We start from the raw sequence: 25,860 nt of genomic DNA on the forward strand, positions 1-25,860 counted from the left end.
ATAAGCGGGTGTAGTTTAGTGGTAAAACTACAGCCTTCCAAGCTGTTGTCGCGAGTTCGATTCTCGTCACCCGCTTTGAACTTTGTTCAATTACCAAGTTTTTAACTTGGGCGCGTAGCTCAGGTGGTTAGAGCGCACGCCTGATAAGCGTGAGGTCGGTGGTTCGAGTCCACTCGTGCCCATTTTTATAAATATGGTCCGTTGGTCAAGGGGTTAAGACACCGCCTTTTCACGGCGGTAACACGGGTTCGAATCCCGTACGGACTATTTTGTTGGAGGATTACCCAAGTCCGGCTGAAGGGAACGGTCTTGAAAACCGTCAGGCGTGTAAAAGCGTGCGTGGGTTCGAATCCCACATCCTCCTTTATTTATTATTAACGCGGGATGGAGCAGCTCGGTAGCTCGTCGGGCTCATAACCCGAAGGTCGTAGGTTCAAATCCTGCTCCCGCAATATTTGGCTCGGTAGCTCAGTTGGTAGAGCAATGGATTGAAGCTCCATGTGTCGGCGGTTCGATTCCGTCTCGCGCCATTTCTTATATAACACGGAAGGGTAGCGAAGAGGCTAAACGCGGCGGACTGTAAATCCGCTCCTTCGGGTTCGGGGGTTCGAATCCCTCCCCTTCCATCTTATACGGGCATAGTTTAAAGGTAGAACTAAGGTCTCCAAAACCTTCAGTGTGGGTTCAATTCCTACTGCCCGTGTTAAACGTTATGGCGGGTGTGGTGAAGTGGTTAACACATCAGATTGTGGCTCTGACATTCGGGGGTTCGATTCCCCTCACTCGCCTATTTTATATTATTGGGGTATAGCCAAGCGGTAAGGCAAGGGACTTTGACTCCCTCATGCGTTGGTTCGAATCCAGCTACCCCAGTTACTATTTGCCGGCGTGGCGGAATTGGCAGACGCGCTGGACTCAAAATCCAGTGTCCGCAAGGACGTGCCGGTTCGACCCCGGCCGCCGGTATAGTAATAAAGACAAGGTTTTCGGACCTTGTCTTTTTTTCTTTGTTGTGTGTCGAGTTACCAATTTTTTCCATTTTAAAATAAATCATCAAGTTTATTAGCCAATGTTTTCTGTTTGCTAGGGTACAAATGAGAATAAGTATCAATTGTTGTTGTAATAGATGCGTGTCCTAATCTTTCTTTGACAACAAGATAATCTTCTCCTTGATTTATAAGTAATGATGCATGAGAGTGTCTCAAATCATGAATTCTTATTTTCTTTAAATCTTTATCCCTTTCTAGTATTTGCTTAAACTTCTTATCAATCATATTTTTTGTAATTGTTATTGGTGTACTCTGTATTATTTGTAGTTCTTCAGTATTTTTCGTAAATTCCTCAAGTTTTTCTTTTTGTTTTACTTTCCAATCTTTTAGCATTTCTGCTAATTTCTGATTTATTGTTATATTTCTAGTTCCTGATCGTGTTTTTGTTGTATTAATGTAGCTTGTATTATTGACAAAGTATACCGTTTTGGTAACGTATATTGTATTTGTTAAAAGATCTATATCATTCCAGTTCAATGCGAGGATTTCTCCCATTCTCATCCCAGTAAAGAAAGCAATCACGAAAAACAGGTCATAGCTTATTTCATCATCTTGAATAAGTTCTCTAAATCTCGTGAATTCTTCTATACTCCAAAATTTGATATTAGGCTTCCTAATTGGTAATTTTCTCAGATTCTCAACAGGATTTTTATCAATGAGGGATTTTCTTATACCAGTATCAAAAATTTTTTTAAGTAGAATTAGAATTTTATTAATTGTATTGTAACTTAATGTTTCATTTTCATTTTGTTTTTTAGGTTTTGTTTTTAGGTATTCACGAAATTCGAATATATGGTCATACGTTAATTTATTTAAATTTGTATCTTTAAAATAAGGCTTAATATGACGCTCATAATTGTTTCTTTGTGTACTTGTATAGCTTATTTTTCTGCCATTTTTCAGATCATCTTCTTCAAGTAAGTCGAATAACATATCTGTTGTCACTACAAAGTCAAATTGTTTTTCTTTCAATTCTACAATTCGAATATGTTGTTCTAGCTCTAGGGCTTCCTTTTTAGATTTTAATCCTTTCCGAATGATACGTATTCTTTTTTGTGTGACTGGGTGGAATCCATTAGAAACATCAACGGTCCATTTACCACTTTTAGTTTTACGAATAGTCATTCATTATGCTTCTTTCTGGAGTTCAATTCCTAATAGTTCTTCAGCGACACTGGCTGGAATTGTACCAATACGTTTGTTATCATAGATGTTAAAACCACGATTCACTAATAGTAATTTGCCAGTATGGATAATCTTTCTTGCAGTTCCTGGAGCAAATCCAAGTTCGATAAGGTCATCTTTTGTTACAGTTTTAATCATGTGATCTCCTTTTCTAATTAGATTAAGTAAGGGGAGGATTAACTCCCCTTGTCTGATACTTATTTTTGTTTTACATCTACTAGATGGATTGCATCCGCCTTGTAATACATTGTCGTGCTAATCATAGTAGCTTGTAAATTGTCAAATGTAACTGGTACCTCGTCCATTGCTTGGATATAGTCATTATCAACTAAGGCATCTGGATTGTCTACTGAGACTTGGGTTGATTTCTTTTTGAATTGTCCATCCTTGATTGTTACATTGTATTTCCAACCAATGATTTTATCGGTATTAAAACGTCTTTCGCTACCATCTCGGTTTTTGATAATTTCTCCGTTTGCATCTGCTCGGACTTCCGTTTCAAATTTTGGAATGACTTCATCCAATTCAAATTTTGTTCCAATGTTATTAAAATTCCAGTCATTTTGTGAAAGCATTTTTGCCATAGTTAATTTCTCCTTTTAATATTTTCTTTTATTGTAGGGATCAAATCCTCTCTTTTAAAGAGGATTGCCCTTTCTATTAATCCACTTGCTAAATCTGGTGGATATTCCATATTGTTGAGTGCGAGATAGTTAGATTTCTCATACTCATGCAGTAAATTATTGTCGTATAGAAATTTATACGCTTTTAGAATAGCCCCAGAACCTTTATAGGTAAACCATTCTAATTTTTGTTCTAGTTCTGTTTTTGGTTTTGAAATAATGATAGAGACAGGTTTTGAGTGACCTAAAAACTTTTCCCAAGCTCTCAAAGGTTTTGAGAAGTGACTATCACTATAGAACCTCACTTTTTCTTTGAGATATCCCTTGGTAAAGTTGAGAAGATCTATTTCCGAATGCAACCATTCTTGAATGAAGTAGTGAGCTTTTTCTTTCCTAAGTTCTAACTCAGTTCTTATCCAATTTTCTATATACCGCTTGCTGATGCCGAGCTTCTCAGCTCGTTCTAAGCGTTTATCGTAAATTCTAAGTCTTTCATCATCATTGGGTTTTCTCAAATATAAGGTTTGACCGATTGTTTCATCTCCGTAGGTATTGTAGTAAGTGCTTTTTCCATATATAAAGCGTTTCTTCTGACAAATCTTTAGAAGCTGATTAGGAGTGAAGTAGGGTGTTTCATTAAAATCATCTATTGCAATATCAATTCGTCTTACTGAAAACTGATTGTAATTGTAGTAGAGGTTGTTCAGAAACTGTCTTTCGGACAGACTATTTGGATCTAATACCATATCTCTAAAGAACTCGAGTGCCTGTCCTGACATGACAAGCATGTAGGACGACTCTTTCGCTCCATAGTAGATACGGATATTCCCATGATGAAGCTGGCTATCATAGTTATAGTATTTAAGGCTCCCTTTATTCTCAATAAATAGGTCATAATCAAGAAATAGAATGTCTTCGATTATTTCTCTTGGCGAAAATTCAGTCTTATCAAACTGAATTTGAATCCAGTCAAATACAGAACGTAAATGTTCATTTTTTGCCATAGATTTTGATTCAACTTTTTGCCTAATTTTGCCACTCTTAAAATCTCCGAAACCCTTGGAAATACTGAATTCTTTCGATGGTACACCTAACTTGCAGAGGGTGGTGTTACTACACACCCTTTCGGTCAAAAATGATCCGTCCGCATCTACGCTCGTTTTCGGCTTTCTGCCTCATGGCTCAGCCGAAAATTCGCTATTAGCCGAACCTATTTTTTGACCTCTTCTGAACAAACCCTAGTAAGCCGGTTTGCATCGACTCTTCAATATCTTGGATTTTCTTTTTTAGATTGGCATTCTCATTTTTTATCAGTCGTATTTCTCGCTTAAATTCCTGTTTTAAGGCGCTCAGTTCATCATAGAGCTCATCTATTACTTGGTTTAGGAGTTCTTGTTCATTGTCTGCTAGACTCCCAAATACGGCTTGTATAGCCTCTTTTAGACCTATTTCAAGTTTTAGGTTAGCTAACTTTTGAAATTGTCTAAGGTCTTCGTCTGTAAAGTCATAGGCAAGTGTATAACTTAATTGATGAGTTCTTGGATTTCTACTGATAGGAATTTTAATTTTCTTAAATTCCTTGCCACTTATCTCTTTAATCAGTTGGATCCAATTTTTAAGAGTAGAGGTAGAGTTTAGGCCAGAAATTTGATTGACTAACTCTTTATTGGTCATCTTTTTGTGAAACCTCCGAAATTTTTTTGTGCAACTGAGGAGTTTTCTGTGGTATAATTGTTACATAATATGTTTTGATCTTGGAACGAACGGCACATTTGTTTCAAGATTTTTTTATTTTGTCGAATCTTACCTCCTTTATTAAAATTTTTAAAATCGACTACTAATTACATACGCTTTTACCCCCTTTTATGCTATAATATTCTCAATGGAATATTTAATTTCAAAATAAATATTCCTTATGGAATAATTCTATTTTATACCGTTTAGAATATTTTGTCAAGAAAAAATATACGAATAAGAATATCTATAGGAGAATTATGTATACAGAGGATTATAAATTTTCAGAGAGGTTAAAAACTCTCAGAAAATCAAAAAAGTTAACTCAAGTACAAATATCGGAATTAATTGGAGTTCAACAAGGGACATATTCTCGGTGGGAGAATGGAACGTTAGAACCAGGATTAGAATTCGTTGTGAAATTAGCAAATATCTTTGGTACTACTACAGATTATTTGCTGGGACAAAAACCTTATTCAATTATCAGTAGTTTACCTCTAGAACAATTAGATCTTACCAATATTGCAAACTTTTCAAAGGATGAGTTTGATATTTTGAAACATTCAATAGCAGTTTCGGTGGCAAGAAATAAAATAAAGGCAACAGAACTAAAAGATAGAGTTATAGAAAAAAATCAGTTGTCAGAAAAAGATGCAGAACTTTTGAATAAGATTTTTGAAGAAGTTAAAACTTATTGGGAAAAATAGAAGGACGCTAGTCTTCAAAATTTCCTCCCAAAATGTGTCTAAAATATTAACGGAATTCCATATAAAGAGGTTTATGATTATTTTAATGCAGATTGATGGTTTGTTTTTTAGATTTTAAATTCACCATAGGTGCTAGTATTATTTATCATAATGCTTGACACCGCTTTTAAGTGGGAGTACAATAATATTGAGGGCAGGATGGCTTATCTCTTTTATTTAGGAGGTGTCCAATATGCAAATCTATTTTATTTATTCTATTTTCTTTCTATTATCACTTGTAGTTCTAGCTTATCTTATTAAGTTACTCATTGCTCATTTAAAAAGAAACTAAGTAACATTTTGCCCAAATAGTAGTTATTTGGGCTACTTGGGTAAGGAACTGAAAAAACGATTGGAAGCCAAGGGAATAGACTTTTTGACGCCGATTCGTAAAAATATGAAAGGAGCAGCTGAGCACAACAATCCTGCTATCCTGGCAATCCGAAGGACCATCGAAACTCGGATCTCTGTCCTAAATGCATTGTTTAACATTGAACATCCGCTTGCTCGCTCTTTAGCAGGTTTGCAATTAGAGATCGAACGGGCTATTTTGGTCTATAATTTAGGATTTTTTATCAACTAGCAACACGGGTATTATATATGATAGATTTTGATTTTAAAGGAGGATTTATGAATTTGAAAGGTATAATCTTCGATATGGATGGAGTTATAGTTGATACGGAGTACCAAGATTTTCTAATACAGAAAGATTTTATCAAACACCTTAATCCAAAATCTAGTTACGAAGATTCTGAGCTATTGGTATTAGTTGGTAAATCATATTTTAATCTTTATAGGCTTTTACAGCAATTTATTGGGAAACAATATGATATAAAAACTATAGAAAAAGAATATGCTTCTTTTAGTGATGAGAGATATGAAAAAATTGATTATTCTTTACTTTTTAGAAAAGAAATTCTAAAAATTATTGACTATGCATTGAAAAACGGAATCAAATTAGCTGTAGCATCATCATCAAAATATGAGCATATTAATGAAGTTTTAGAAAGGTGTGACATAAAAAAATATTTTGATGTCATCGTTAGCGGAGAGAATTTTGTAGAAAGTAAGCCAAATCCGTCTATCTATTTAACAACGCTACATAAGTTAGAATTGCAAGCAGAACAATGTATTGCAATTGAAGATTCATACTCTGGAATTGAATCTTCAACTAGCGCCGGAATTGCAACTATTGGTTATTATGATAGCCGATTACCATTTTTTAATGACAAAGCGCAATGGAAAGTTGAAAATATGAAAGAAGTTTTACAAATAATAGAATCACAGAGTCTTTGAGTTGAAAGGCGATGAGGTTCTTGAGGACGTTAGAAAGAAATAAACTTGTTTCATAACGAAATTTAAGGTAACAGCGAACCGCTGAGTGTGTAGCTTTGTTGGTAAAAACGTAAATATTTTTGAGCGAAAGGTATTATGAAGTCACTGGAAACAGTGGCTTTTTGATATTAGTAGGGATGTATTATAGTAACCAATCAAGTTGAGATAGTTGCTTTGATACTAATACATTTTATTTTAATAATGAAGTTTATTACTATAGACACTTGATAGATATGTAAACTAACTACGATACCTCTAATTTTTAACGGACTATAGTTTAATTTGTTTTTTCTGTACTTGATAAGCGAAATCGAATCCCAAGGAAGTCCTTGAACTACCAAACTCCGTATCAAGTTTTTCTGAGTCAGGTGAAATTGTCTAGCTTAATTTGACAAATGAGATAACTAAGAAATAAGATTATCGACTCACTATTTATGGAAGTAGTTATTTAAGTGAGAAAGATGAGTTACAAAAAAGTTACCAAAATTTGAAAAAAGAGTCTATTTTGCAAGATTTAAAAGTCGCTATTTTACTGATGAAGTAAAAAATATTGGTATTACAGCGAAACACAAAAAAGAATACAGGACAAACAAATTCCTGTATTCTTAAAATAACTTAGAGCAGCTTTAACAAAACATCGACTAATATGATTATAGTGCAAATTATTTTTCCGATTTTTTCATGTTGCTTGAACAATTTTTCAGAGAAAAGAATCAATACAAGCGCAACACACATCAACACAGTGCTTAAAGTTTGAGTAGTTATGGTACATACTCCTTTCGTTATTTTGTTGATCCAGTAAATAAGTTGAATAGTAATTATCTAATTTTCAAACATATCCATCTGCCCTGGTAAAGCCTTTGTTCTTTGATTATTAATCGGTATCTCTATCTATCTTTATTATAGCACAAATATCCTTATTAAACCGATAAATGCAATTTTTTTATAGACTGCTACTATTTACTTTATTTTCTCCTGAAATTGAGTTTTTACCTGGTATTGTTTTACTTCCGATTAGAGATAACAAATTTATCAATGAATAGTAAGTTATATAATGCAAGTACAAATCCCCAGGAACTACCCTGAAGAGAAAATTCTTGATGATTAAGAGGAAGAAACTCCTGGTTTCCTATATGGATGCATATCAAAATAACAAATAGAATCCAAAATAAATCAGTCCATTTATATTTTGAAAAATATTTTTTTTGCAATTTTTTTAGCATAAGAACACCTTCTTTCTTTACTACATTTTTATTATACAATAAAATGTAAGCGGATACAAATAAAAAGGAGGATTGATCTTATGAATGAAAAAAACGTACATATTTTATTTGTGCAAGTATTATTATTTCATCTATAATTTTGGGACTCTTTATTTATAAAGGAATTTATGACGGATTTAACGTTTTGGGTCAATTTATACACGATGGCCTCAGGATAATTAGTAGTAATATTAGTAATACTAGTAGTATTAGGTAGTTAATAGTAATAGAATTTAAATAAAAAACGGGAATTTAGTGAATGCTGATTGCCGTTTTTCCATATGTTTAAGGCGGTAACAATATGCTTAATGTGAAAATTTTTTATATATTTTTCTTTTTGATCTTTGTCGAAACTACAGGCTTGTTGTTGTTGAAAAACGGTCTTGAAAGAGGTTATTTAGATACAGGAGCTATCATCCTTGCAGTTTTTTCATTTGCTTTCTACAACCTATGTTCATTCGGTTGGGTCTACTTTACAATAAAAAACCATAAAAAATAAATAGGACAAATTGGAGGCTAACACCTCCGATTTTTTTGTATGCAGACCTCGAATTTTCGTTTTTTCATGCAAAAATAGCGCATTCTCGTTGCTGACACAGCAATTCTGAGAGTTTTTCAGAACATTTTGCGACCTATCAACTATGAAGAATCCTTAAAAAATAAAATAATTGTCTCACTGTTTATGGAAGTAGTTATTTAAGGGAGAAAGATGAGTTACCAAAAAGTTACAAAAATTTGAAAAATGAGTCTATTTTGCAAGATTCAAAAGGCTTAAAACCCTATTAAATCAAGGTTGTAAGATTTAAATAATGTAGTTATTGAACTCAAAATCCAGTGTCCGCAAGGACGTGCCGGTTCGACCCCGGCCGCCGGTATAGTAATAAAGACAAGGTTTTCGGACCTTTTTTTTTATTTTTCTTTCTTTTTTTCTAAATTTTATTTTAAACCTCAATGTTCACTATTACTTTACTATATATTTACTAAATCTTAATTTATTTCATTATAAATTTAACTATAATAGGTCTATACCATTTACAAATTACACAGAAAGGTTTATAATGTAATTGACATAATAAATATTAGAAAAATGAATTACGGAGGTTATCATTATGCCTAAATATATTAAAGCGGATCAATTTTTCTATCCTCATGGTGTTCGCCGTGGCGGTTTTCTAGAACTAGTTGATGGTAAATTTGGTAAGCATGTGGATCAAGTATCTGAGGACGCAGAAATTATTGACTATACTGGTTATAGTATTGCTCCTGGTCTTGTTGACACACATATTCACGGATTTGGTGGGGTTGATGTTATGGATAATAACATCGAAGGTACTCTTCATACAATGAGTGAAGGTCTTCTTAGTACAGGTGTTACAAGCTTTTTACCAACAACTTTGACATCTTCATATGAGCAGTTATTAGCAGTAACTGAAAACATTGGGGCTCGTTACCAAGAAGCTACTGGTGCTAAGATTCGTGGTATTTATTTTGAAGGTCCATACTTTACTGAGGAATTTAAAGGAGCTCAAAACCCTGCTTACATGAAAGATCCTCGCATGGATGAATTTCGTGCTTGGCAGAAGGCTGCTAATGGTCTTCTAAATAAAATTGCCCTTGCACCTGAACGTGAAGGTGTTGAGGATTTTGTACGTACGGTTACTGGTGAAGGTGTAACTGTTGCTTTAGGTCACTCAAATGCAACTTTTGATCAGGCTAAGAAGGCTGTTGACGCTGGTGCAAGTGTTTGGGTTCATGCTTATAATGGTATGCGTGGGTTAACTCACCGTGAGCTTGGTATGGTTGGTGCTATGTATGAATTGCCACATACTTATGCTGAATTGATATGTGATGGGCATCACGTTGATCCCAAGGCCTGTGACATCCTACTTAAACAAAAAGGTACTGAAAATATTGCTCTTATCACTGACTGTATGACAGCGGGTGGTTTGCAGGATGGTGACTACATGCTAGGAGAATTCCCAGTTGTGGTTGCAAATGGTACTGCACGTCTCAAATCTACTGGGAACTTGGCAGGTTCTATTCTCAAACTTAAAGACGGTTTGAAAAATGTTGTTGAATGGGGTATTGCAAATCCACATGAAGCAGTTATGATGGCCAGTCTCAACCCAGCAAAATCAGTTCATATTGATGACGTTTGTGGACAAATCCGTGAAGGCTACGATGCTGACTTTATCGTTCTTGATAAGGATTTGGAATTGGTAGCAACTTACCTTGATGGTGAAAAACGTTATCAAGCATAATCTCTAAAGTAGAAACTAGTTTAGTTTCTACTTTTTTTAATTTAGTTTGTTAATTTCTTCACATATTACTTGATTTTATTTATGAAAAGGCTTACAATTATGATATAAACAATACAAATAAAAAAACGGAGGTAAGCTTTATGAAAGCCTATACTTATGTTAAACCAGGACTTGCTTCATTTGTTGATGTTGACAAACCAGTTATTCGCAAGCCAACTGACGCTATTGTGCGTATTGTAAAAACTACTATTTGTGGAACAGATCTTCATATTATCAAAGGAGATGTCCCTGCATGTAAGAGTGGAACTATCCTTGGACATGAAGGAATCGGGATTGTAGAGGAAGTTGGAGCAGGCGTTTCAAACTTCAAAAAAGGAGATAAGGTTTTGATTTCTTGTGTTTGTGCCTGTGGTAAATGCTACTACTGTAAAAAGGGAATCTATGCCCACTGTGAAGACGAAGGAGGTTGGATTTTTGGACATTTGATCGACGGTATGCAAGCAGAATATCTTCGTGTTCCTCATGCTGATAATACTCTCTATCACACTCCAGCTGATTTGTCTGATGAAGCCTTGGTTATGTTATCTGATATCCTACCAACTGGTTATGAAATTGGTGTCTTAAAAGGAAAAGTAGAGCCTGGTTGTAGTGTGGCAATCATTGGTTCAGGTCCAGTTGGTTTAGCAGCTCTATTGACTGCTCAATTCTATTCACCTGCTAAATTGATCATGGTAGACCTAGATGATAACCGTTTGGATACTGCAGTTTCTTTCGGTGCTACTCATAAGATTAATTCTTCAGACCCTGAAAAAGCAATTCAAGAAATTTATGATTTAACAGATGGTAGAGGTGTAGATGTTGCTATAGAAGCTGTTGGTATTCCTGAAACGTTTGATCTCTGCCAAAAGATTATCGGTGTAGATGGAACAGTAGCCAACTGTGGTGTGCATGGTAAGCCAGTTCAGTTTGATTTGGATACTCTATGGATTCGTAACATTAACGTAACTACCGGTTTGGTTTCTACCAACACAACTCCTCAGCTTTTGAAAGCTTTAGAAAGCCATAAAATTGAACCAGAAAAATTGGTAACTCATTACTTCAAACTAAGTGAAATTGAAAAGGCCTATGAGGTATTTGGTAAGGCTGCAGATCATCATGCGATTAAGGTTATCATTGAAAACGATATTTCAGAAGGTTAATCGAATTTGAATCCAGTTATTCTTTTTAGAATAGCTGGATTTTTTGAAAATATTAGATAATTCGTGAAAGCAAGCAAATTTCTTTCATTGTTCTTAAAATTTCGCTATAATATACGATACAAAGGAAATGAAACTATGTATCGAGTTATAGAAATGTACGGGGATTTTGAACCTTGGTGGTTCATAGAAGGATGGGAAGAAGACGTCATCAGTAGTAAGAAATTTGAAAATTACTATGATGCCTTGAAGTATTATAAATCTTGCTGGTTTGAACTGGAAAAGAAAATTCCACTATATAAAAGTCGAGGAGACTTAATGACCATATTTTGGAATCCGGAGGATAAGCGTTGGTGTGAGGAATGTGATGAATTTCTGCAGCAATATCATTCCTTGGCTTTACTGGAAGATGGTCAAGTTATACCAGTTGAAAAATTCAGACCGGGTTATGAAAAACAAACTGGTTTAGAAATCCACCGGACATGTCGCATCAAAAAAGATGGAACAACTTTTTAATAAAGTTGTTCTTTTTTTGTATTTTCTTCGAATAATAAACTGAGGAGGAAATATGGTACAAGCACTTGCACAAGAATTGATTAGTCTCGCAAAAAAGGATGGAGCTCAGGATATCTATTTTATTCCCAAGGACAAGGGTTATGAGTTGCATATGCGAATAGGTGATGAAAGGCGTTTGATTAATAGCTATGACTTTGAAAAGTTGGGCGCAGTTATTAGTCATTTTAAATTTATTGCGGGGATGAATGTTGGAGAAAAGCGTCGTAGTCAGCTTGGGTCCTGTGATTATCAGCATGATGGCAAGGTTTCTTCACTACGCTTATCGACGGTAGGAGATTATCGTGGTCATGAGAGTTTAGTTATTCGCCTTTTGCACGATGAAGAACAAGAGTTGCGCTTCTGGTTTCAAGACCTTAAGGAACTGGAAAAGGGCTTTAGACAACGCGGCCTTTATCTATTTGCAGGACCTGTAGGAAGTGGTAAAACTACCTTAATGCATGAATTAGCTAAGTCATTGTTTAAGGGACAACAAGTCATGTCCATTGAGGACCCAGTCGAGATTAAGCAAGAAGAGATGCTGCAATTACAACTCAATGAAGCTATTGGACTGAGTTATGAAAATTTGATAAAACTTTCTTTGCGACACCGCCCAGATCTTTTAATCATTGGAGAAATTCGGGATAGCGAGACAGCCCGTGCTGTTGTAAGAGCGAGCTTAACGGGAGCTACAGTGTTTTCGACCATACATGCAAAGAGTATTCGTGGGGTCTATGAGCGTCTTTTAGAACTTGGTGTCAGTGAAGATGAACTCGCAGTTGTTTTACAAGGTGTTTGCTACCAGAGACTAATCGGGGGAGGAGGAATTATTGATTTTGCAAACCAAAATTATTCAGAACACCAGGCAGAAAAGTGGAATGAGCAAATTGATCAGCTTCTTAAAGACGGACATATCACTGCCCTTCAAGCTGAAGCGGAGAAAATTAGCTACCAGTAAGCAGAAGAAAATTATCACTCTCTTTAACAATTTGTTTTCTAGTGGTTTTCACTTGGTAGAAATCATTTCCTTTCTTGATAGAAGTCTTTTGTTGGAGAAGGAATATGTTTCACAGATGCGCCTAGGACTATCGAAAGGAAAATCTTTCTCGGAAATGATGGGGAATTTAGGTTTTTCGAGTGCGATTGTCACTCAACTTTCATTGGCTGAAGTTCATGGAAATCTCCATTTGAGTTTGGGGAAAATTGAAGAATATTTGGATAATCTTGCTAAGGTCAAGAAGAAGTTAATTGAAGTTGCGACCTACCCACTTATTTTGCTAGCTTTCTTACTGCTCATAATGTTGGGGTTGCGAAGTTATCTCTTGCCCCAACTGGATAGTAGTAACATAGCTACCTTAGTGATTAGTAACCTGCCACAGATTTTTCTTGGGCTTGTTCTATCGTTAGGTCTACTATCTTTAACAGGTCTGATTTTCTACAGGAAATCTAAGAAGATACAAGTCTTTTCTTGTCTGGCTAGAATCCCCTTTCTAGGTATGTTTGTTCAGTATTATCTAACTGCCTATTATGCTCGAGAATGGGGCAATATGATTGGACAAGGTTTAGAGTTGGCACAGATTTTCCAGATGATGCAGGATCAAGGAGATCCTCTTTTTAAGGAAATTGGATACGATTTAGATCAATCTTTGCAAAATGGGCATGAATTTTCTAAGGTTGTTCAGATCTATCCCTTCTTTAGAAAGGAGTTGGGATTAATCATTGAATATGGAGAAGTTAAATCCAAGTTGGGAAGCGAATTGGAAATTTATGCGGAAAAAACCTGGGAATCCTTCTTTACCCGAGTCAATCGGACCATGAACCTTGTTCAACCACTGGTCTTTATTTTTGTAGCACTGCTAATCGTTTTATTGTACGCAGCCATGTTGCTGCCAATGTATCAAAATATGGAGGTAAATTTTTAGATGAAAAAAATGATGAAATTAAAGGAAACGAAGGCAAAAGCTTTCACTCTGGTAGAAATGTTGGTGGTGTTGCTTATCATTAGCGTCCTACTTTTGCTTTTTGTGCCAAATCTGACTAAGCAAAAGGATGCAGTCAATGATAAGGGGAAAGCAGCTGTCGTCAAGGTGGTAGAAAGCCAAGCAGAACTGTATAGTCTGGATAAAAATGAAGATGCTAGTCTAAGCAAATTACAGGCAGATGGACGTATCACTGCTGAGCAAGCAAAAGCCTATAAGGAATATCATGCAAAACAAAAGACAAGTCAAACAGTTTCGGATTAGGGCTTTTACTATGCTAGAAAGTTTATTGGTCTTAGGAATAGTTAGCCTGTTAGCCTTGGGTTTGTCAAGTTCAGTTAAATCAACTTTTGCAGCTGTGGAAGAACAGATTTTCTTTATGGAGTTTGAGGAACTTTATCGAGAAACCCAGAAGCGAAGTCTGGCTAGTCAGCAAAAGATGAACTTAATGCTAGAAGAGAGAAGTATTGGAAATGGCTATCAGAAATTGGCTATTCCTAAAGGAGTTCAACTGCAGTCAAATCAGTCAATTACCTTTGATAAGGCTGGAGGGAATTCGTCTCTAGCTAGCGTGAGATTTCAAACAAGGAAAGAAGTGGTTCGCTACCAACTATATCTAGGAAATGGAAAGATTAAACGTATTCAAGAAGCAAAAAATTAAGGCGGTTATTCTACTGGAAGCAGTGTTTTCACTCGCAATTTTTGCTAGTATTGCAACCCTCTTGCTGGGACAGATTCAAGAAAGTAGAAAAAGAGAAGTAGAACTTCTAAAACAAGAAGAAGTTTTGCGAGTGGCTCGTATGGCTTTGCAGACTGGACAAAAGCAGTTAACTGTCAATGGCCTTACGGTTCATGTTGTCTCGAATGAGCAAGGTTTGGAGGTATACCATGGAACGGAGAAATTACTGGCGATTCAAGACAAGTAGGGTCAGAGCTTTTACACTTTTAGAATCCTTGGTTGCCCTTATCGTTATTAGTGGTAGCTTACTCCTCTTTCAAGCTATGAGTCAGCTCTTGGTTTCAGAGGTTCGCTACCAGCAGAGAAGTGAGCAAAAAGAGTGGCTCTTATTTGTGGATCAGCTGGAAGCAGAGCTGAATCGAGCCCAATTTGAAAAAGTGGAGAATGATAGGCTTTACCTTAGACAGGAAGGTAAACCCATTTCCATGGGTAAATCAAAGTCAAATGATTTCCGGAAAACAGATGCTAGTGGACGTGGTTATCAACCCATGGTCTACGGTCTAAAATCAGCTCGAATTTACCAAGAAGGTCAAGTAGTTCATTTCCATTTTCATTTTGATAAGGGACTAGAGAGGGAATTTATCTATCGTGTTGAAAAAGAAAAAAGTTAGAGCAGGAGTTCTCCTATACGCTATCACTATTGCTGGAATTTTTAGCCTTTTGTTGCAGTTTTATCTAAATCGTCAACTAGCACATCATCAGGATTATGCCTTAAATAAAGAAAAACTTCTTGCATTTGCTATGGCTAAGAGAACCTATGAAAAAGCTACTTCTGAAAATGGAGAGCAGTCATTTAATGTAGGGAAGTCAACTTATCGAAATGACGAAAAATTCTTCACAACGACTATTGACACAGGAAAAAATAAGTTTGAATTTCACTTTTCTCCTTTAAAAAAGACCGGTCAAAAGTCTGAGAAAACAGAAAACAAGCCCAAAGAAGGAAATGAGGAGAAAAAAGAAGAAGGGGGCAAAAAAGAGACTGCTAGATCTTCAAAATTAGCACCTTCAAAGAACGGCACAGAGTAGTTTGGACGAGGTTTTTACCTGAAATCATGCTATAATAGATACATATGGAGGACCAAAAATGGCAAGTGTAAAATTGTATCTAGTGCGTCATGGGAAAACAATGTTTAATACGATTGGGCGTGCTCAAGGCTGGAGTGATACTCCTTTAACAGCTGAAGGTGAGCGAGGTATTCACGAATTGGGAATTGGTTTGCGTGAATCAGGCTTAAGCTTCGAACGTGCTTATTCAAGTGACTCAGGGCGGACCATTCAGACTATGGGAATTATCCTTGAGGAACTAGGTTTAACAGGGCAAATTCCTTATCGGATGGATAAGCGAATCCGTGAATGGTGCTTTGGTAGTTTTGATGGTGCTTATGATGGGGACTTATTTATGGGGATTATTCCTCGTATCTTTAATGTCGATCATGTGCATCGTTTGTCCTATGCGGAGCTAGCTGAGGGTCTGGTAGAAGTAGACACAGCAGGTTGGGCTGAAGGCTGGGAAAAACTAAGTGGTCGTATCTGGGAAGGTTTTGAAGCCATTGCCAAGGAAATGGAAGCTAATGGGGGAGGAAATGCTCTCGTTGTCAGTCATGGAATGACAATTGGAACTATTGTTTACCTCATTAACGGCATGCATCCACATGGTCTTGATAACGGAAGTGTGACGATTCTTGAGTACGAAGATGGTCAGTTTTCAGTAAAAATTGTTGGGGACTGTAGCTACCGTGAAATTGGACGAGTTAAGCTAGACGAGCAAGATAGTTCAGAACAATAAAATTCAGCACTAAATTTAGAAGAATTTTTAAAGGATTGATAGAATGCTAATGTCGTGCTTGCACAAGCTTCTGAGAGCTGAGTGCTTTGACAATAGCATTCTTTTTTGTTAGAATAGTATCAACATGAAAGCATAAGAAGGGACTGACAGAACTGTCGTCCCCTTTTGTCTATCTTATAAGGGGGAAATATGCTGTTTCAGAAAATAAAAGCCTATAAATGGCAGGCCCTGACTTCCTTGGTCATGACAGGTCTAATGGTAACGAGTTCACTCTTGCAACCACGTTATTTGCAGGAGGTTTTAGAGGCACTGTTAACGGGTGATAATGAAGCTATTTATACTATCGGTTTTTGGTTAATTCTTGTTGCCTTGATTGGTTTGGTTGCAGGTGGGATCAATGTAGTGTTAGCAGCTTACATTGCTCAAGGAGTTTCGTCTGACTTACGTGAAGATGCCTTTCGTAAGATTCAAACTTTTTCATACGCCAATATTGAGAAGTTTAATGCAGGGAACCTCGTTGTGCGTATGACCAACGATATCAACCAGATTCAAAACGTCGTTATGATGACCTTCCAAATCCTCTTTCGACTACCGATTTTATTTATCGGTTCCTTTATTCTAGCAGTTGTCACCCTACCTTCTCTGTGGTGGGTGCTAGTTCTCATGGTCGTTCTGATTGTTGCCATAATGGGTTTTATGATGGGAGTTGTGGGACCGCGCTTTGCAAAATTCCAGACCTTACTAGAGCGTATCAATGCCATTGCTAAAGAAAATTTGCGTGGTGTGCGCGTGGTTAAGTCTTTTGTCCGAGAAAAAGATCAGTTTGATAAATTTACGCAGGTGTCAGATGAATTGTTGGGAGAAAACCTTTATATCGGTTATGCCTTTTCTGTTATGCAACCTGCAATGATGTTGATTTCTTACGGGGCTGTTTTTCTCTCAATCTGGCTTGTAGCAGGTATGGCAGAGTCAGATCCATCAGTAGTTGGTTCCATTGCTTCCTTTGTGAACTATCTGAGTCAGATTATCTTTACCATCGTCATGGTTGGTTTTTTGGGGAATTCAGTCACTCGTGCCATGATTTCCTTCCGTCGTATTCGTGAAATCCTTGATACAGAACCAGCTATGACTTTCAATGATGTGGAAGATGAAGAATTGGAAGGAAGTCTCAGTTTTGAAAATGTTACCTTTACCTATCCAAATGATGAAGAACCTATCCTAAAAGATGTATCCTTCGATATCGCAGCTGGTGAAATGGTTGGGGTTGTCGGAGCAACTGGTGCAGGGAAATCAACCTTGGCTCAGTTGATTCCACGATTATTTGATCCTCAGCAAGGTTCAATCAAGATTGGTGGAAAGGACATTCGAACAGTTAGTGAAGGGACGCTTCGTAAGACAGTTTCTATCGTCCTACAAAAAGCCATTCTCTTTAGTGGAACCATCGCAGATAATCTCAGACAAGGTAAGGGAGATGCGACAGTTTCAGAAATGGAGCGCGCAGCTCGCATCGCCCAGGCCAGTGAATTTATTAGTCGTATGGACTTGGCCTTTGAGAGTCCGGTTGAGGAACGTGGGACTAACTTTTCTGGTGGACAAAAACAAAGAATGTCTATTGCGCGTGGGATTGTCAGCAATCCTCGTATCTTGATTTTTGATGATTCAACCTCTGCCCTTGATGCCAAATCGGAACGTTTGGTTCAAGAAGCCCTCAACAAGGATTTGAAGGGGACGACTACGATTATCATCGCACAAAAGATTAGCTCTGTTGTTCATGCTGATAAAATTTTAGTGCTTGACCAAGGTCGCTTGATTGGTCAAGGCAAACACGCTGACTTGGTTGCAACAAACCCAGTTTATCGTGAAATTTACGAAACGCAAAAAGGAAAGGAGGAGTAGGATGAAGACATTTGAATTCTTTTGGAACTATTTTAGAGTTTATAAGATATCTTTTGTCGTTGTTATTGCTATGATTATCATTGCAACGATTGCACAAGCCCTCTTTCCAGTATTTGCAGGTCAAACAGTCACGGAACTAGCTAATTTAGTTATAGCTTATCAAAATGGAAATCCTGATATGGTTTGGCAAAGTCTATTAGGACTCTTGATTAATCTTGCTTATATTTTGATTGTGCTCGTGGTGTCGAGTCTTATCTATATGGTTTTGATGAGCCGTATTATTGCCGAATCGACAAATGAGATGCGTAAGGGACTTTTTGGCAAGCTTTCTCGCTTGACTGTTTCCTTCTTTGACCGCCATCAAGATGGTGATATCCTGTCACGTTTTACCAGTGATTTGGATAACATCCTACAGGCTTTCAACGAAAGTCTGGTGTCTGTTATGACCAATATTGCCCTTTATATTGGTTTGTTGATTGTCATGTTCGCAAAAAATGTGACCTTGGCTTTGATTACGATTGCTAGCACTCCGATAGCTGTCATCATGTTGATTGTCATTTTAAAATTGGCAAGAAAATACACCAACCTCCAACAAAAGGAAGTTGGGAAGCTCAATGCTTATATGGATGAGAGTATTTCGGGTCAGAAAGCCGTTATTGTTCAAGGCATTCAAGAAGATGTAATCGCTGGTTTTGTCGAGCAAAACGAGCGTGTTCGAAAAGCAACCTTTAAGGGAAGAATGTTTTCAGGAATTCTCTTTCCTGTCATGAACGGAATGAGCTTGGTCAACACAGCAGTAGTTATTTTTATCGGTTCAGCTGTCTTACTGAATGATCAGAATATCGAGACAGCAACTGCTCTGGGTTTGATTGTCATGTTTACACAGTTTTCTCAGCAATATTACCAACCCATTATCCAATTGGCAGCGAGCTGGGGAAGTTTGCAACTGGCCTTTACAGGTGCAGAACGTATCCAAGAAATGTTTGATGCAGAAGAAGAGATTCGTCCTCAAGATGCTCCAGTTTTCACAGAATTGCGAGAGGGTGTAGAGATTCGCAAGGTAGACTTCTCCTACCTGCCAGGGAAACCGATTCTAAAAGATGTCAGCATTTCAGCTCCAAAAGGGAAAATGATTGCGGTTGTTGGTCCGACAGGTTCGGGGAAAACGACCATCATGAACTTAATCAATCGTTTTTATGATGTGGATGCAGGTGGTATCAGCTTTGATGGAACAGATATTCGCGAGTTTGATTTGGATAGCTTGCGAAGCAAGGTGGGAATTGTCTTACAGGATTCAGTTTTATTTAGCGGAACTATTCGTGACAATATTCGATTTGGAGTACCGGACGCTAGTCAGGAGATGGTAGAAGCAGCTGCTAAGGCTACGCATATCCATGAATATATCGAAAGTCTGCCAGACAAGTATGATACATTGATTGATGATGACCAGAGTGTCTTCTCGACCGGTCAGAAGCAGTTGATTTCTATTGCTCGTACCTTGATGACAGATCCACAGGTCTTAATCTTGGATGAGGCAACATCAAACGTTGATACTGTAACAGAAAGTAAGATTCAAAATGCCATGGAAGCTATCGTGGCAGGAAGAACTAGTTTTGTAATTGCCCATCGCTTAAAAACCATTCTCAATGCAGATCAGATTATTGTCCTTAAGGACGGTGAAGTTATTGAGCAAGGAAACCATCATGAATTACTCAAGCTTGGAGGCTTTTACTCCGAACTTTATCACAATCAATTTGTCTTTGAATAAGCAAAAAAGTTGTCCTGATTTTGGGCAACTTTTTCTGATAAAAAAATTTTATCACGGACTTAAAAAATACATATTAGACAGGAGTGGGCAAGGATGATAAGATAAGATTATCAATGGACAAGGAAAGGAAATCAGTGATGGCAAGAACAGTTGTTGGAGTAGCGGCAAACCTATGTCCTGTGGACGCAGAAGGAAAAAATATTCATTCATCAGTCTCTTGTAAATTTGCTGAGAGTATTCGTCAGGTTGGCGGACTTCCTTTGGTCATTCCGGTTGGTGATGAGTCGGTGGTCCATGACTATGTAGAAATGATTGATAAACTCATCTTGACTGGGGGACAAAATGTTCATCCTCAGTTTTATGGTGAGGAAAAAACAATTGATAGCGACGACTATAACCTAACTCGCGACGAGTTTGAGCTAGCTCTTCTACAAGAAGCCTTGCGTCAGAACAAGCCAATCTTAGCCATTTGCCGTGGTGTTCAGCTTGTCAACGTTGCCTTTGGTGGGACACTCAATCAGGATATTGAAGGTCATTGGCAAGGCCTACCTTTTGGGACTTCACATTCTATTGAGACAGTGGATGGCAGTGTTGTATCTAAATTGTTTGGCAAAGAAAGTCAGATTAATTCAGTGCATCGTCAGAGCATTAAAAATCTGGCACCCAATTTCCGTGTGACGGCTGTGGATCCACGTGATCAAACTGTTGAAGCAATCGAATCTATCGATGAACACCGTATTATTGGTCTCCAGTGGCATCCAGAATTCTTGGTCAATGAAGAAGATGGCAACTTAGAATTATTTGAGTATTTATTGAATGAACTATAACGACTAGAATCCTAGTCGTTTTATTATTCGTAGGGTTTGATGCCTCAAGTTTTTAAATTTTGTAAGATTCTATGCAAACGTTTGAATTGTGATAAAAATTGGAAATTTTTAGTATAAAAACTTGAAAAAATTGTTAGTAAGCGTTATGATAGAAAAGAAGAAATTTTGGAGGAATACTATGTCACATATTAAATTTGATTATTCAAAAGTATTAGACAAATTTGTTGCACCACATGAAGTGGAATACATGCAAGCACAAGTTACAGCGGCAGACGAATTGATCCGTAAAGGAACTGGTGCTGGTAGCGACTTCTTGGGTTGGTTGGACCTTCCTGAAAACTATGACCGCGAAGAATTTGACCGCATCTTGAAAGCTGCTGAACAAATCAAATCAGACAGCGATGTTTTGGTGGTTATCGGTATCGGTGGATCATACCTTGGAGCAAAAGCTGCCATTGACTTCTTGAACCACCACTTTGCAAACTTGCAAACAAAAGAAGAACGTAAAGCACCACAAATCCTTTACGCTGGGAACTCAATCTCATCTACTTACCTTGCTGACTTGGTAGAGTACGTTTCAGATAAAGATTTCTCAGTAAACGTGATTTCTAAATCAGGTACAACAACTGAACCAGCGATTGCTTTCCGTGTCTTCAAAGAACTTTTGGTTAAGAAATACGGACAAGAAGAAGCTAACAAACGTATCTACGCAACAACTGACCGCCAAAAAGGTGCTGTTAAGGTTGAAGCAGATGCTAACGGTTGGGAAACATTTGTGGTTCCAGATGATATCGGTGGACGCTTCTCAGTATTGACAGCAGTTGGATTGCTTCCAATCGCTGCGTCAGGTGCAGACATCAAAGCCCTTATGGAAGGAGCTAACGCAGCTCGTAAAGACTATACTTCAGATAAAATTTCTGAAAACGAAGCTTACCAATATGCAGCTGTTCGTAATATCCTTTACCGTAAAGGTTATGCAACTGAAATTTTGGTAAACTATGAGCCATCCCTTCAATACTTCTCAGAATGGTGGAAACAATTGGCTGGTGAGTCAGAAGGGAAAGACCAAAAAGGGATTTACCCAACTTCAGCTAACTTCTCAACAGACTTGCACTCATTGGGTCAATTTATCCAAGAAGGAACTCGTATCATGTTTGAAACAGTTGTCCGTGTTGACAAACCTCGTAAGAACGTGATTATCCCTACTTTGGAAGAAGACCTTGACGGACTTGGCTACCTTCAAGGAAAAGACGTTGACTTCGTTAACAAAAAAGCAACTGACGGTGTTCTTCTTGCCCACACTGACGGTGACGTACCAAACATGTACGTAACTCTTCCTGAGCAAGATGCCTTCACTCTTGGTTACACAATCTACTTCTTCGAATTGGCAATTGCCCTTTCAGGTTACTTGAATGCCATCAACCCATTTGACCAACCAGGTGTTGAAGCATACAAACGCAACATGTTTGCCCTTCTTGGTAAACCAGGATTTGAAGAATTGAGCAAAGAACTTAACGCTCGTCTATAATAGAATAAAAAGAGTGGTAAAACCACTCTTTTTGCTTTTTCTCGAAAAGAGAAATTGGACTCTGGCAAGACTTGTGATATAATATAGAGAGCAAAAAGGCAGACGCCTAGAGACTTTATAGGAGAAGATATGTCAAAAGATATTCGTGTGCGTTATGCACCAAGTCCAACAGGACTATTACACATCGGTAATGCTCGTACAGCATTGTTTAACTACTTGTATGCACGCCACCATGGTGGAACTTTTATCATCCGTATCGAAGATACTGACCGCAAACGTCATGTCGAAGACGGAGAACGTTCACAGCTTGAAAACCTTCGTTGGTTAGGCATGGACTGGGATGAAAGTCCAGAGACTCATGAAAACTACCGCCAGTCTGAGCGTTTGGAACTCTATCAAAAATATATCGACCAACTCTTAGCTGAAGGAAAAGCCTACAAATCTTACGTTACAGAAGAAGAATTAGCAGCAGAACGTGAACGTCAAGAAGCAGCAGGTGAAACACCTCGTTACATTAACGAATACCTTGGTATGAGCCAAGAAGAAAAAGCAGCTTATATCGCTGAACGTGAAGCGGCAGGCATCATCCCAACGGTTCGTTTGGTTGTTAATGAGTCTGGTATTTACAAGTGGCATGATATGGTCAAAGGTAATATCGAATTTGAAGGTGGCAATATCGGTGGTGACTGGGTTATCCAAAAGAAAGATGGCTACCCAACTTACAATTTTGCCGTTGTCATTGATGACCACGACATGCAAATTTCTCACGTTATCCGTGGAGATGACCACATTGCCAATACACCAAAACAGCTCATGGTCTATGAAGCACTTGGATGGGAAGCACCAGAATTCGGTCACATGACCTTAATCATCAACTCTGAAACTGGTAAGAAGTTGTCTAAACGTGACACTAATACCCTTCAATTTATCGAAGATTACCGTAAGAAAGGGTACCTTCCAGAAGCAGTCTTTAACTTCATCGCCCTTCTTGGATGGAATCCTGGAGGGGAAGATGAAATCTTCTCTCGTCAAGAACTCATTAACCTCTTTGATGAAAACCGTCTCAGCAAGTCTCCAGCAGCCTTCGACCAGAAGAAAATGGACTGGATGAGTAATGAGTACATTAAGAATGCGGATCTTGAGACTATCTTTGAAATGGCCAAACCATTCCTCGAAGAAGCGGGACGTTTGACAGACAAGGCTGAGAAATTGGTGGAGCTCTACAAACCACAAATGAAGTCAGTGGACGAAATTGTTCCATTGACAGACCTTTTCTTCTCAGACTTCCCAGAATTGACAGAAGCTGAGCGAGAAGTCATGGCTGGCGAAACTGTTCCGACTGTACTTGAGGCTTTCAAAGCGAAACTTGAAGCCATGTCAGACGATGAGTTTGTGGTAGAAAATATCTTCCCACAAATCAAAGCGGTCCAAAAGGAAACTGGTATCAAAGGGAAAAATCTCTTCATGCCAATCCGTATCGCTGTTTCAGGTGAAATGCATGGTCCAGAATTGCCAGATACCATTTACTTGCTTGGACGTGAAAAATCCATCCAACACATCGAAAAAATGTTGGCAGAAATCGCAAAATAGCATACAAAAAGAGCTTAAATATTAAGCTCTTTTTATATGTATACTTGTTTGAAAATGCAAAGATTTTAGTGTATAATATGAATTGACAGGGCAAGGAAATAAGTTGGTGAGATGGTATTTTTACAACTAGACTCGGCTTAGTCTAACATTATTCCTAATGTTGGTCAGTCTACTTATTTTTTCTTTGCGTTTTGCTGAATGGAAGCAGAAATTCTTTTGTTCATGCAGTTACCATCCCTTACAATGACTTTGTTTTCGATCACCAGAGTTTCTCTACAAAGATTTTGGTCCAATTTGTCCAGCTTTTTAGAGAAGTATATCTACTCTTTCTTCTCCAAAAATAGAAAGAAATCGACTTTGCTCTGTTACCTTGCATAATGCAAGGTTTTTTTGTGGAATAGTACTGAGAAATTTACGATTTCGTTTTTGAGTGGTATAATATTAACTATCCTGATGAATAGAGGAACTCGAATGAAAGAATTTAACAAATCAATAAAATTAGAGCATGTGGCTTATGATATCCGTGGTCCAGTTTTGGAAGAAGCTATGCGCATGCGCGCAAATGGAGAAAAAATTCTTCGTTTGAATACAGGGAACCCAGCTGAGTTTGGGTTTACAGCTCCAGATGAGGTTATCCACGACTTGATTATGAATGCCCGTGATAGTGAAGGCTATTCAGATTCAAAAGGTATCTTTTCAGCTCGTAAGGCCATCATGCAGTATTGCCAACTAAAGAAATTCCCCAATGTGGATATTGATGATATCTACCTTGGAAATGGGGTTAGTGAGCTAATCGTTATGTCTATGCAAGGGCTTTTGGATAACGGCGATGAAGTCTTGGTTCCTATGCCTGACTATCCTCTTTGGACTGCTGCAGTTAGCTTGGCTGGAGGAAATGCCGTTCACTACGTCTGTGATGAAGAAGCGGAATGGTATCCAGACCTAGATGACATTAAGTCTAAAATTAGTTCCAATACTAAGGCTATTGTTTTGATCAATCCGAATAACCCAACGGGGGCTCTCTATCCTAAAGAACTCTTACTAGATATCATCGAGATTGCTCGTCAAAATGACTTGATTATTTTTGCGGATGAAATCTACGACCGTATGGTTATGGATGGCAATGTCCACACACCAGTCGCAAGTTTGGCTCCAGACCTTTTCTGTGTCAGCATGAATGGTCTGTCTAAATCTCACCGTATCGCTGGTTTCCGTGTAGGTTGGATGGTCTTGTCTGGACCTAAACATCACGTAAAAGGCTACATTGAAGGTCTCAACATGCTTTCAAACATGCGACTTTGTTCGAATGTGCTTGCTCAACAGGTTGTTCAAACTTCACTAGGTGGTCACCAGTCAGTGGATGAGTTGCTTCTTCCTGGTGGTCGTATCTATGAACAAAGAAACTTTATTTATAATGCTATTCAAGATATCCCTGGTTTATCAGCTGTTAAGCCAAAAGCGGGTCTTTATATCTTCCCTAAAATCGACCGCAATATGTACCGTATCGATGACGATGAACAATTTGTCCTTAATTTCTTGAAACAAGAAAAAGTGCTTTTGGTACATGGACGTGGCTTTAACTGGAAAGAGCCAGATCACTTCCGTATCGTTTATCTACCACGTGTCGATGAGTTGGCCCAAATACAGGAAAAGATGACTCGCTTCTTGAAGCAGTATCGTAGATAAGGCTTTCATAGCAAAAAAGCTGGAAACATTTGTCAGAGCTATTGACAAATACGTAAGAATCAGATAGAATAGTAAAGTATGTTTAGTAACTGATCACTTTATAGCCGGCTAAACGAAT

Annotated in this window: 26 protein-coding genes, 11 tRNA genes and 1 pseudogene; 32 read left to right on the forward strand and 6 right to left on the reverse strand. The window is 37.7% G+C overall.

Going from position 1 to position 25,860, the window contains the following annotated elements:
• The first annotated feature begins 4 nt into the window (after positions 1-4).
• The 11 genes from HMPREF9423_RS02595 (at position 5) to HMPREF9423_RS02645 (ending at position 966) form a co-directional block, all read left to right on the forward strand.
• Positions 5-75 (forward strand) — tRNA-Gly (locus tag HMPREF9423_RS02595).
• A 33-nt stretch (positions 76-108) separates the two neighbouring features.
• Positions 109-182, forward strand: a tRNA-Ile gene (locus HMPREF9423_RS02600).
• A 13-nt stretch (positions 183-195) separates the two neighbouring features.
• Positions 196-267: transfer RNA gene (locus HMPREF9423_RS02605), tRNA-Glu, on the forward strand.
• A 7-nt stretch (positions 268-274) separates the two neighbouring features.
• A tRNA-Ser gene (locus HMPREF9423_RS02610) sits at positions 275-364 on the forward strand.
• Positions 365-378: 14 nt separating this feature from the next.
• A tRNA-Met gene (locus tag HMPREF9423_RS02615) sits at positions 379-452 on the forward strand.
• A gap of 5 nt (positions 453-457) precedes the next feature.
• Positions 458-530, forward strand: a tRNA-Phe gene (locus HMPREF9423_RS02620).
• Positions 531-545: 15 nt separating this feature from the next.
• Positions 546-626 (forward strand) — tRNA-Tyr (locus tag HMPREF9423_RS02625).
• Positions 627-632: 6 nt separating this feature from the next.
• Positions 633-703 (forward strand) — tRNA-Trp (locus HMPREF9423_RS02630).
• Positions 704-715: 12 nt separating this feature from the next.
• Positions 716-788 (forward strand) — tRNA-His (locus tag HMPREF9423_RS02635).
• 13 nt (positions 789-801) lie between these two features.
• Positions 802-873 (forward strand) — tRNA-Gln (locus HMPREF9423_RS02640).
• 9 nt (positions 874-882) lie between these two features.
• Positions 883-966 (forward strand) — tRNA-Leu (locus tag HMPREF9423_RS02645).
• 74 nt (positions 967-1,040) lie between these two features.
• On the opposite strand, the gene HMPREF9423_RS02650 is transcribed toward HMPREF9423_RS02645, so the two are convergent.
• The 5 genes from HMPREF9423_RS02650 to HMPREF9423_RS02670 form a co-directional block, all read right to left on the reverse strand.
• Complete coding sequence (locus HMPREF9423_RS02650; protein WP_006147797.1) at positions 1,041-2,174, reverse strand: tyrosine-type recombinase/integrase; 1,134 nt, start codon at positions 2,172-2,174, stop codon at positions 1,041-1,043.
• 3 nt (positions 2,175-2,177) lie between these two features.
• Positions 2,178-2,372 carry a DUF3173 domain-containing protein gene (locus HMPREF9423_RS02655; RefSeq protein WP_000598356.1) on the reverse strand — a complete coding sequence of 65 codons (195 nt, stop codon included), beginning with the start codon at positions 2,370-2,372 and terminating at the stop codon, positions 2,178-2,180.
• A 59-nt stretch (positions 2,373-2,431) separates the two neighbouring features.
• The gene (locus HMPREF9423_RS02660; protein WP_001096843.1) at positions 2,432-2,818 is read right to left on the reverse strand and encodes a hypothetical protein; all 387 of its coding nucleotides are present in this window, start codon (positions 2,816-2,818) and stop codon (positions 2,432-2,434) included.
• A 2-nt stretch (positions 2,819-2,820) separates the two neighbouring features.
• Complete coding sequence (locus tag HMPREF9423_RS02665) at positions 2,821-3,861, reverse strand: replication initiation factor domain-containing protein (protein WP_006155690.1); 1,041 nt, start codon at positions 3,859-3,861, stop codon at positions 2,821-2,823.
• Positions 3,862-4,057: 196 nt separating this feature from the next.
• Positions 4,058-4,531, reverse strand: a complete 474-nt coding sequence (locus HMPREF9423_RS02670; RefSeq protein ID WP_006147800.1) for a hypothetical protein — start codon at positions 4,529-4,531, stop codon at positions 4,058-4,060.
• Between the two features lie 320 nt (positions 4,532-4,851).
• Here HMPREF9423_RS02670 and HMPREF9423_RS02675 point away from each other — a divergent pair, with 320 nt between their 5' ends.
• From HMPREF9423_RS02675 to HMPREF9423_RS12395, 4 genes and pseudogenes are all read left to right on the forward strand, one after another.
• A complete protein-coding gene (locus HMPREF9423_RS02675; protein WP_006147801.1) occupies positions 4,852-5,298 on the forward strand; it encodes a helix-turn-helix transcriptional regulator in 447 nt (148 codons plus the stop codon).
• 358 nt (positions 5,299-5,656) lie between these two features.
• On the forward strand, positions 5,657-5,920 hold the full coding sequence (locus HMPREF9423_RS02680; RefSeq protein ID WP_006155666.1) for a transposase: 264 nt from the start codon (positions 5,657-5,659) through the stop codon (positions 5,918-5,920).
• Positions 5,921-5,967: 47 nt separating this feature from the next.
• Positions 5,968-6,633: an HAD family hydrolase gene (locus tag HMPREF9423_RS02685; protein ID WP_003005418.1), complete on the forward strand. Its 666-nt coding sequence runs from the start codon at positions 5,968-5,970 to the stop codon at positions 6,631-6,633.
• A 320-nt stretch (positions 6,634-6,953) separates the two neighbouring features.
• Positions 6,954-7,064 (forward strand): annotated as a pseudogene (locus HMPREF9423_RS12395) (IS30 family transposase); the annotation flags it as partial.
• Positions 7,065-7,676: 612 nt separating this feature from the next.
• Here the strand turns inward: HMPREF9423_RS12395 and HMPREF9423_RS12765 are convergent.
• Positions 7,677-7,883, reverse strand: a complete 207-nt coding sequence (locus tag HMPREF9423_RS12765) for a hypothetical protein (protein ID WP_025170143.1) — start codon at positions 7,881-7,883, stop codon at positions 7,677-7,679.
• Between the two features lie 1,160 nt (positions 7,884-9,043).
• Between HMPREF9423_RS12765 and nagA the strand changes: the two genes are divergently transcribed.
• The 17 genes from nagA (at position 9,044) to HMPREF9423_RS02775 (ending at position 25,742) form a co-directional block, all read left to right on the forward strand.
• Positions 9,044-10,195 (forward strand): N-acetylglucosamine-6-phosphate deacetylase, encoded by a 1,152-nt coding sequence (gene nagA, locus HMPREF9423_RS02695; RefSeq protein WP_006147805.1) that lies wholly within the window; start codon positions 9,044-9,046, stop codon positions 10,193-10,195.
• A 140-nt stretch (positions 10,196-10,335) separates the two neighbouring features.
• On the forward strand, positions 10,336-11,394 hold the full coding sequence (locus HMPREF9423_RS02700; RefSeq protein ID WP_006147806.1) for a zinc-dependent alcohol dehydrogenase family protein: 1,059 nt from the start codon (positions 10,336-10,338) through the stop codon (positions 11,392-11,394).
• 135 nt (positions 11,395-11,529) lie between these two features.
• Complete coding sequence (locus HMPREF9423_RS02705) at positions 11,530-11,907, forward strand: DUF1033 family protein (RefSeq protein ID WP_006155677.1); 378 nt, start codon at positions 11,530-11,532, stop codon at positions 11,905-11,907.
• 52 nt (positions 11,908-11,959) lie between these two features.
• The gene (gene comGA / locus HMPREF9423_RS02710; protein ID WP_006147808.1) at positions 11,960-12,901 is read left to right on the forward strand and encodes a competence type IV pilus ATPase ComGA; all 942 of its coding nucleotides are present in this window, start codon (positions 11,960-11,962) and stop codon (positions 12,899-12,901) included.
• Positions 12,822-13,865 (forward strand): competence type IV pilus assembly protein ComGB, encoded by a 1,044-nt coding sequence (comGB, locus tag HMPREF9423_RS02715; protein ID WP_080555134.1) that lies wholly within the window; start codon positions 12,822-12,824, stop codon positions 13,863-13,865. The genes comGA and comGB overlap by 80 nt, the downstream gene beginning before the upstream one ends.
• On the forward strand, positions 13,866-14,186 hold the full coding sequence (gene comGC, locus HMPREF9423_RS02720; protein WP_006147810.1) for a competence type IV pilus major pilin ComGC: 321 nt from the start codon (positions 13,866-13,868) through the stop codon (positions 14,184-14,186).
• Positions 14,149-14,583: a competence type IV pilus minor pilin ComGD gene (gene comGD, locus HMPREF9423_RS02725; protein ID WP_006155689.1), complete on the forward strand. Its 435-nt coding sequence runs from the start codon at positions 14,149-14,151 to the stop codon at positions 14,581-14,583. Before comGC ends, comGD begins: the two co-directional genes overlap by 38 nt.
• Positions 14,546-14,848, forward strand: coding sequence for a competence type IV pilus minor pilin ComGE (gene comGE / locus HMPREF9423_RS02730; protein WP_006147812.1), 303 nt, complete (start codon positions 14,546-14,548; stop codon positions 14,846-14,848). Before comGD ends, comGE begins: the two co-directional genes overlap by 38 nt.
• The gene (gene comGF, locus HMPREF9423_RS02735; protein WP_006147813.1) at positions 14,811-15,272 is read left to right on the forward strand and encodes a competence type IV pilus minor pilin ComGF; all 462 of its coding nucleotides are present in this window, start codon (positions 14,811-14,813) and stop codon (positions 15,270-15,272) included. Before comGE ends, comGF begins: the two co-directional genes overlap by 38 nt.
• Positions 15,250-15,687, forward strand: a complete 438-nt coding sequence (gene comGG / locus HMPREF9423_RS02740; RefSeq protein ID WP_006147814.1) for a competence type IV pilus minor pilin ComGG — start codon at positions 15,250-15,252, stop codon at positions 15,685-15,687. The genes comGF and comGG overlap by 23 nt, the downstream gene beginning before the upstream one ends.
• A 58-nt stretch (positions 15,688-15,745) precedes the next feature.
• Complete coding sequence (locus HMPREF9423_RS02745) at positions 15,746-16,447, forward strand: histidine phosphatase family protein (protein WP_006147815.1); 702 nt, start codon at positions 15,746-15,748, stop codon at positions 16,445-16,447.
• Between the two features lie 189 nt (positions 16,448-16,636).
• Positions 16,637-18,343, forward strand: a complete 1,707-nt coding sequence (locus HMPREF9423_RS02750; protein WP_006147816.1) for an ABC transporter ATP-binding protein — start codon at positions 16,637-16,639, stop codon at positions 18,341-18,343.
• A 1-nt stretch (position 18,344) separates the two neighbouring features.
• Positions 18,345-20,111: an ABC transporter ATP-binding protein gene (locus HMPREF9423_RS02755; RefSeq protein ID WP_006147817.1), complete on the forward strand. Its 1,767-nt coding sequence runs from the start codon at positions 18,345-18,347 to the stop codon at positions 20,109-20,111.
• A gap of 137 nt (positions 20,112-20,248) precedes the next feature.
• On the forward strand, positions 20,249-20,938 hold the full coding sequence (locus HMPREF9423_RS02760; RefSeq protein ID WP_006155639.1) for a gamma-glutamyl-gamma-aminobutyrate hydrolase family protein: 690 nt from the start codon (positions 20,249-20,251) through the stop codon (positions 20,936-20,938).
• 178 nt (positions 20,939-21,116) lie between these two features.
• Entirely contained in the window at positions 21,117-22,466 is a 1,350-nt protein-coding gene (locus HMPREF9423_RS02765) for a glucose-6-phosphate isomerase (protein ID WP_006155638.1), read from the forward strand.
• Between the two features lie 129 nt (positions 22,467-22,595).
• The gene (gltX, locus tag HMPREF9423_RS02770) at positions 22,596-24,056 is read left to right on the forward strand and encodes a glutamate--tRNA ligase (RefSeq protein ID WP_006147820.1); all 1,461 of its coding nucleotides are present in this window, start codon (positions 22,596-22,598) and stop codon (positions 24,054-24,056) included.
• 471 nt (positions 24,057-24,527) lie between these two features.
• Positions 24,528-25,742, forward strand: coding sequence for a pyridoxal phosphate-dependent aminotransferase (locus HMPREF9423_RS02775; protein WP_004251584.1), 1,215 nt, complete (start codon positions 24,528-24,530; stop codon positions 25,740-25,742).
• Positions 25,743-25,860: the final 118 nt, after the last annotated feature.

The sequence above is a fragment of the Streptococcus infantis ATCC 700779 genome, from assembly GCF_000187465.1.
GTDB classification, from domain to species: domain Bacteria; phylum Bacillota; class Bacilli; order Lactobacillales; family Streptococcaceae; genus Streptococcus; species Streptococcus infantis.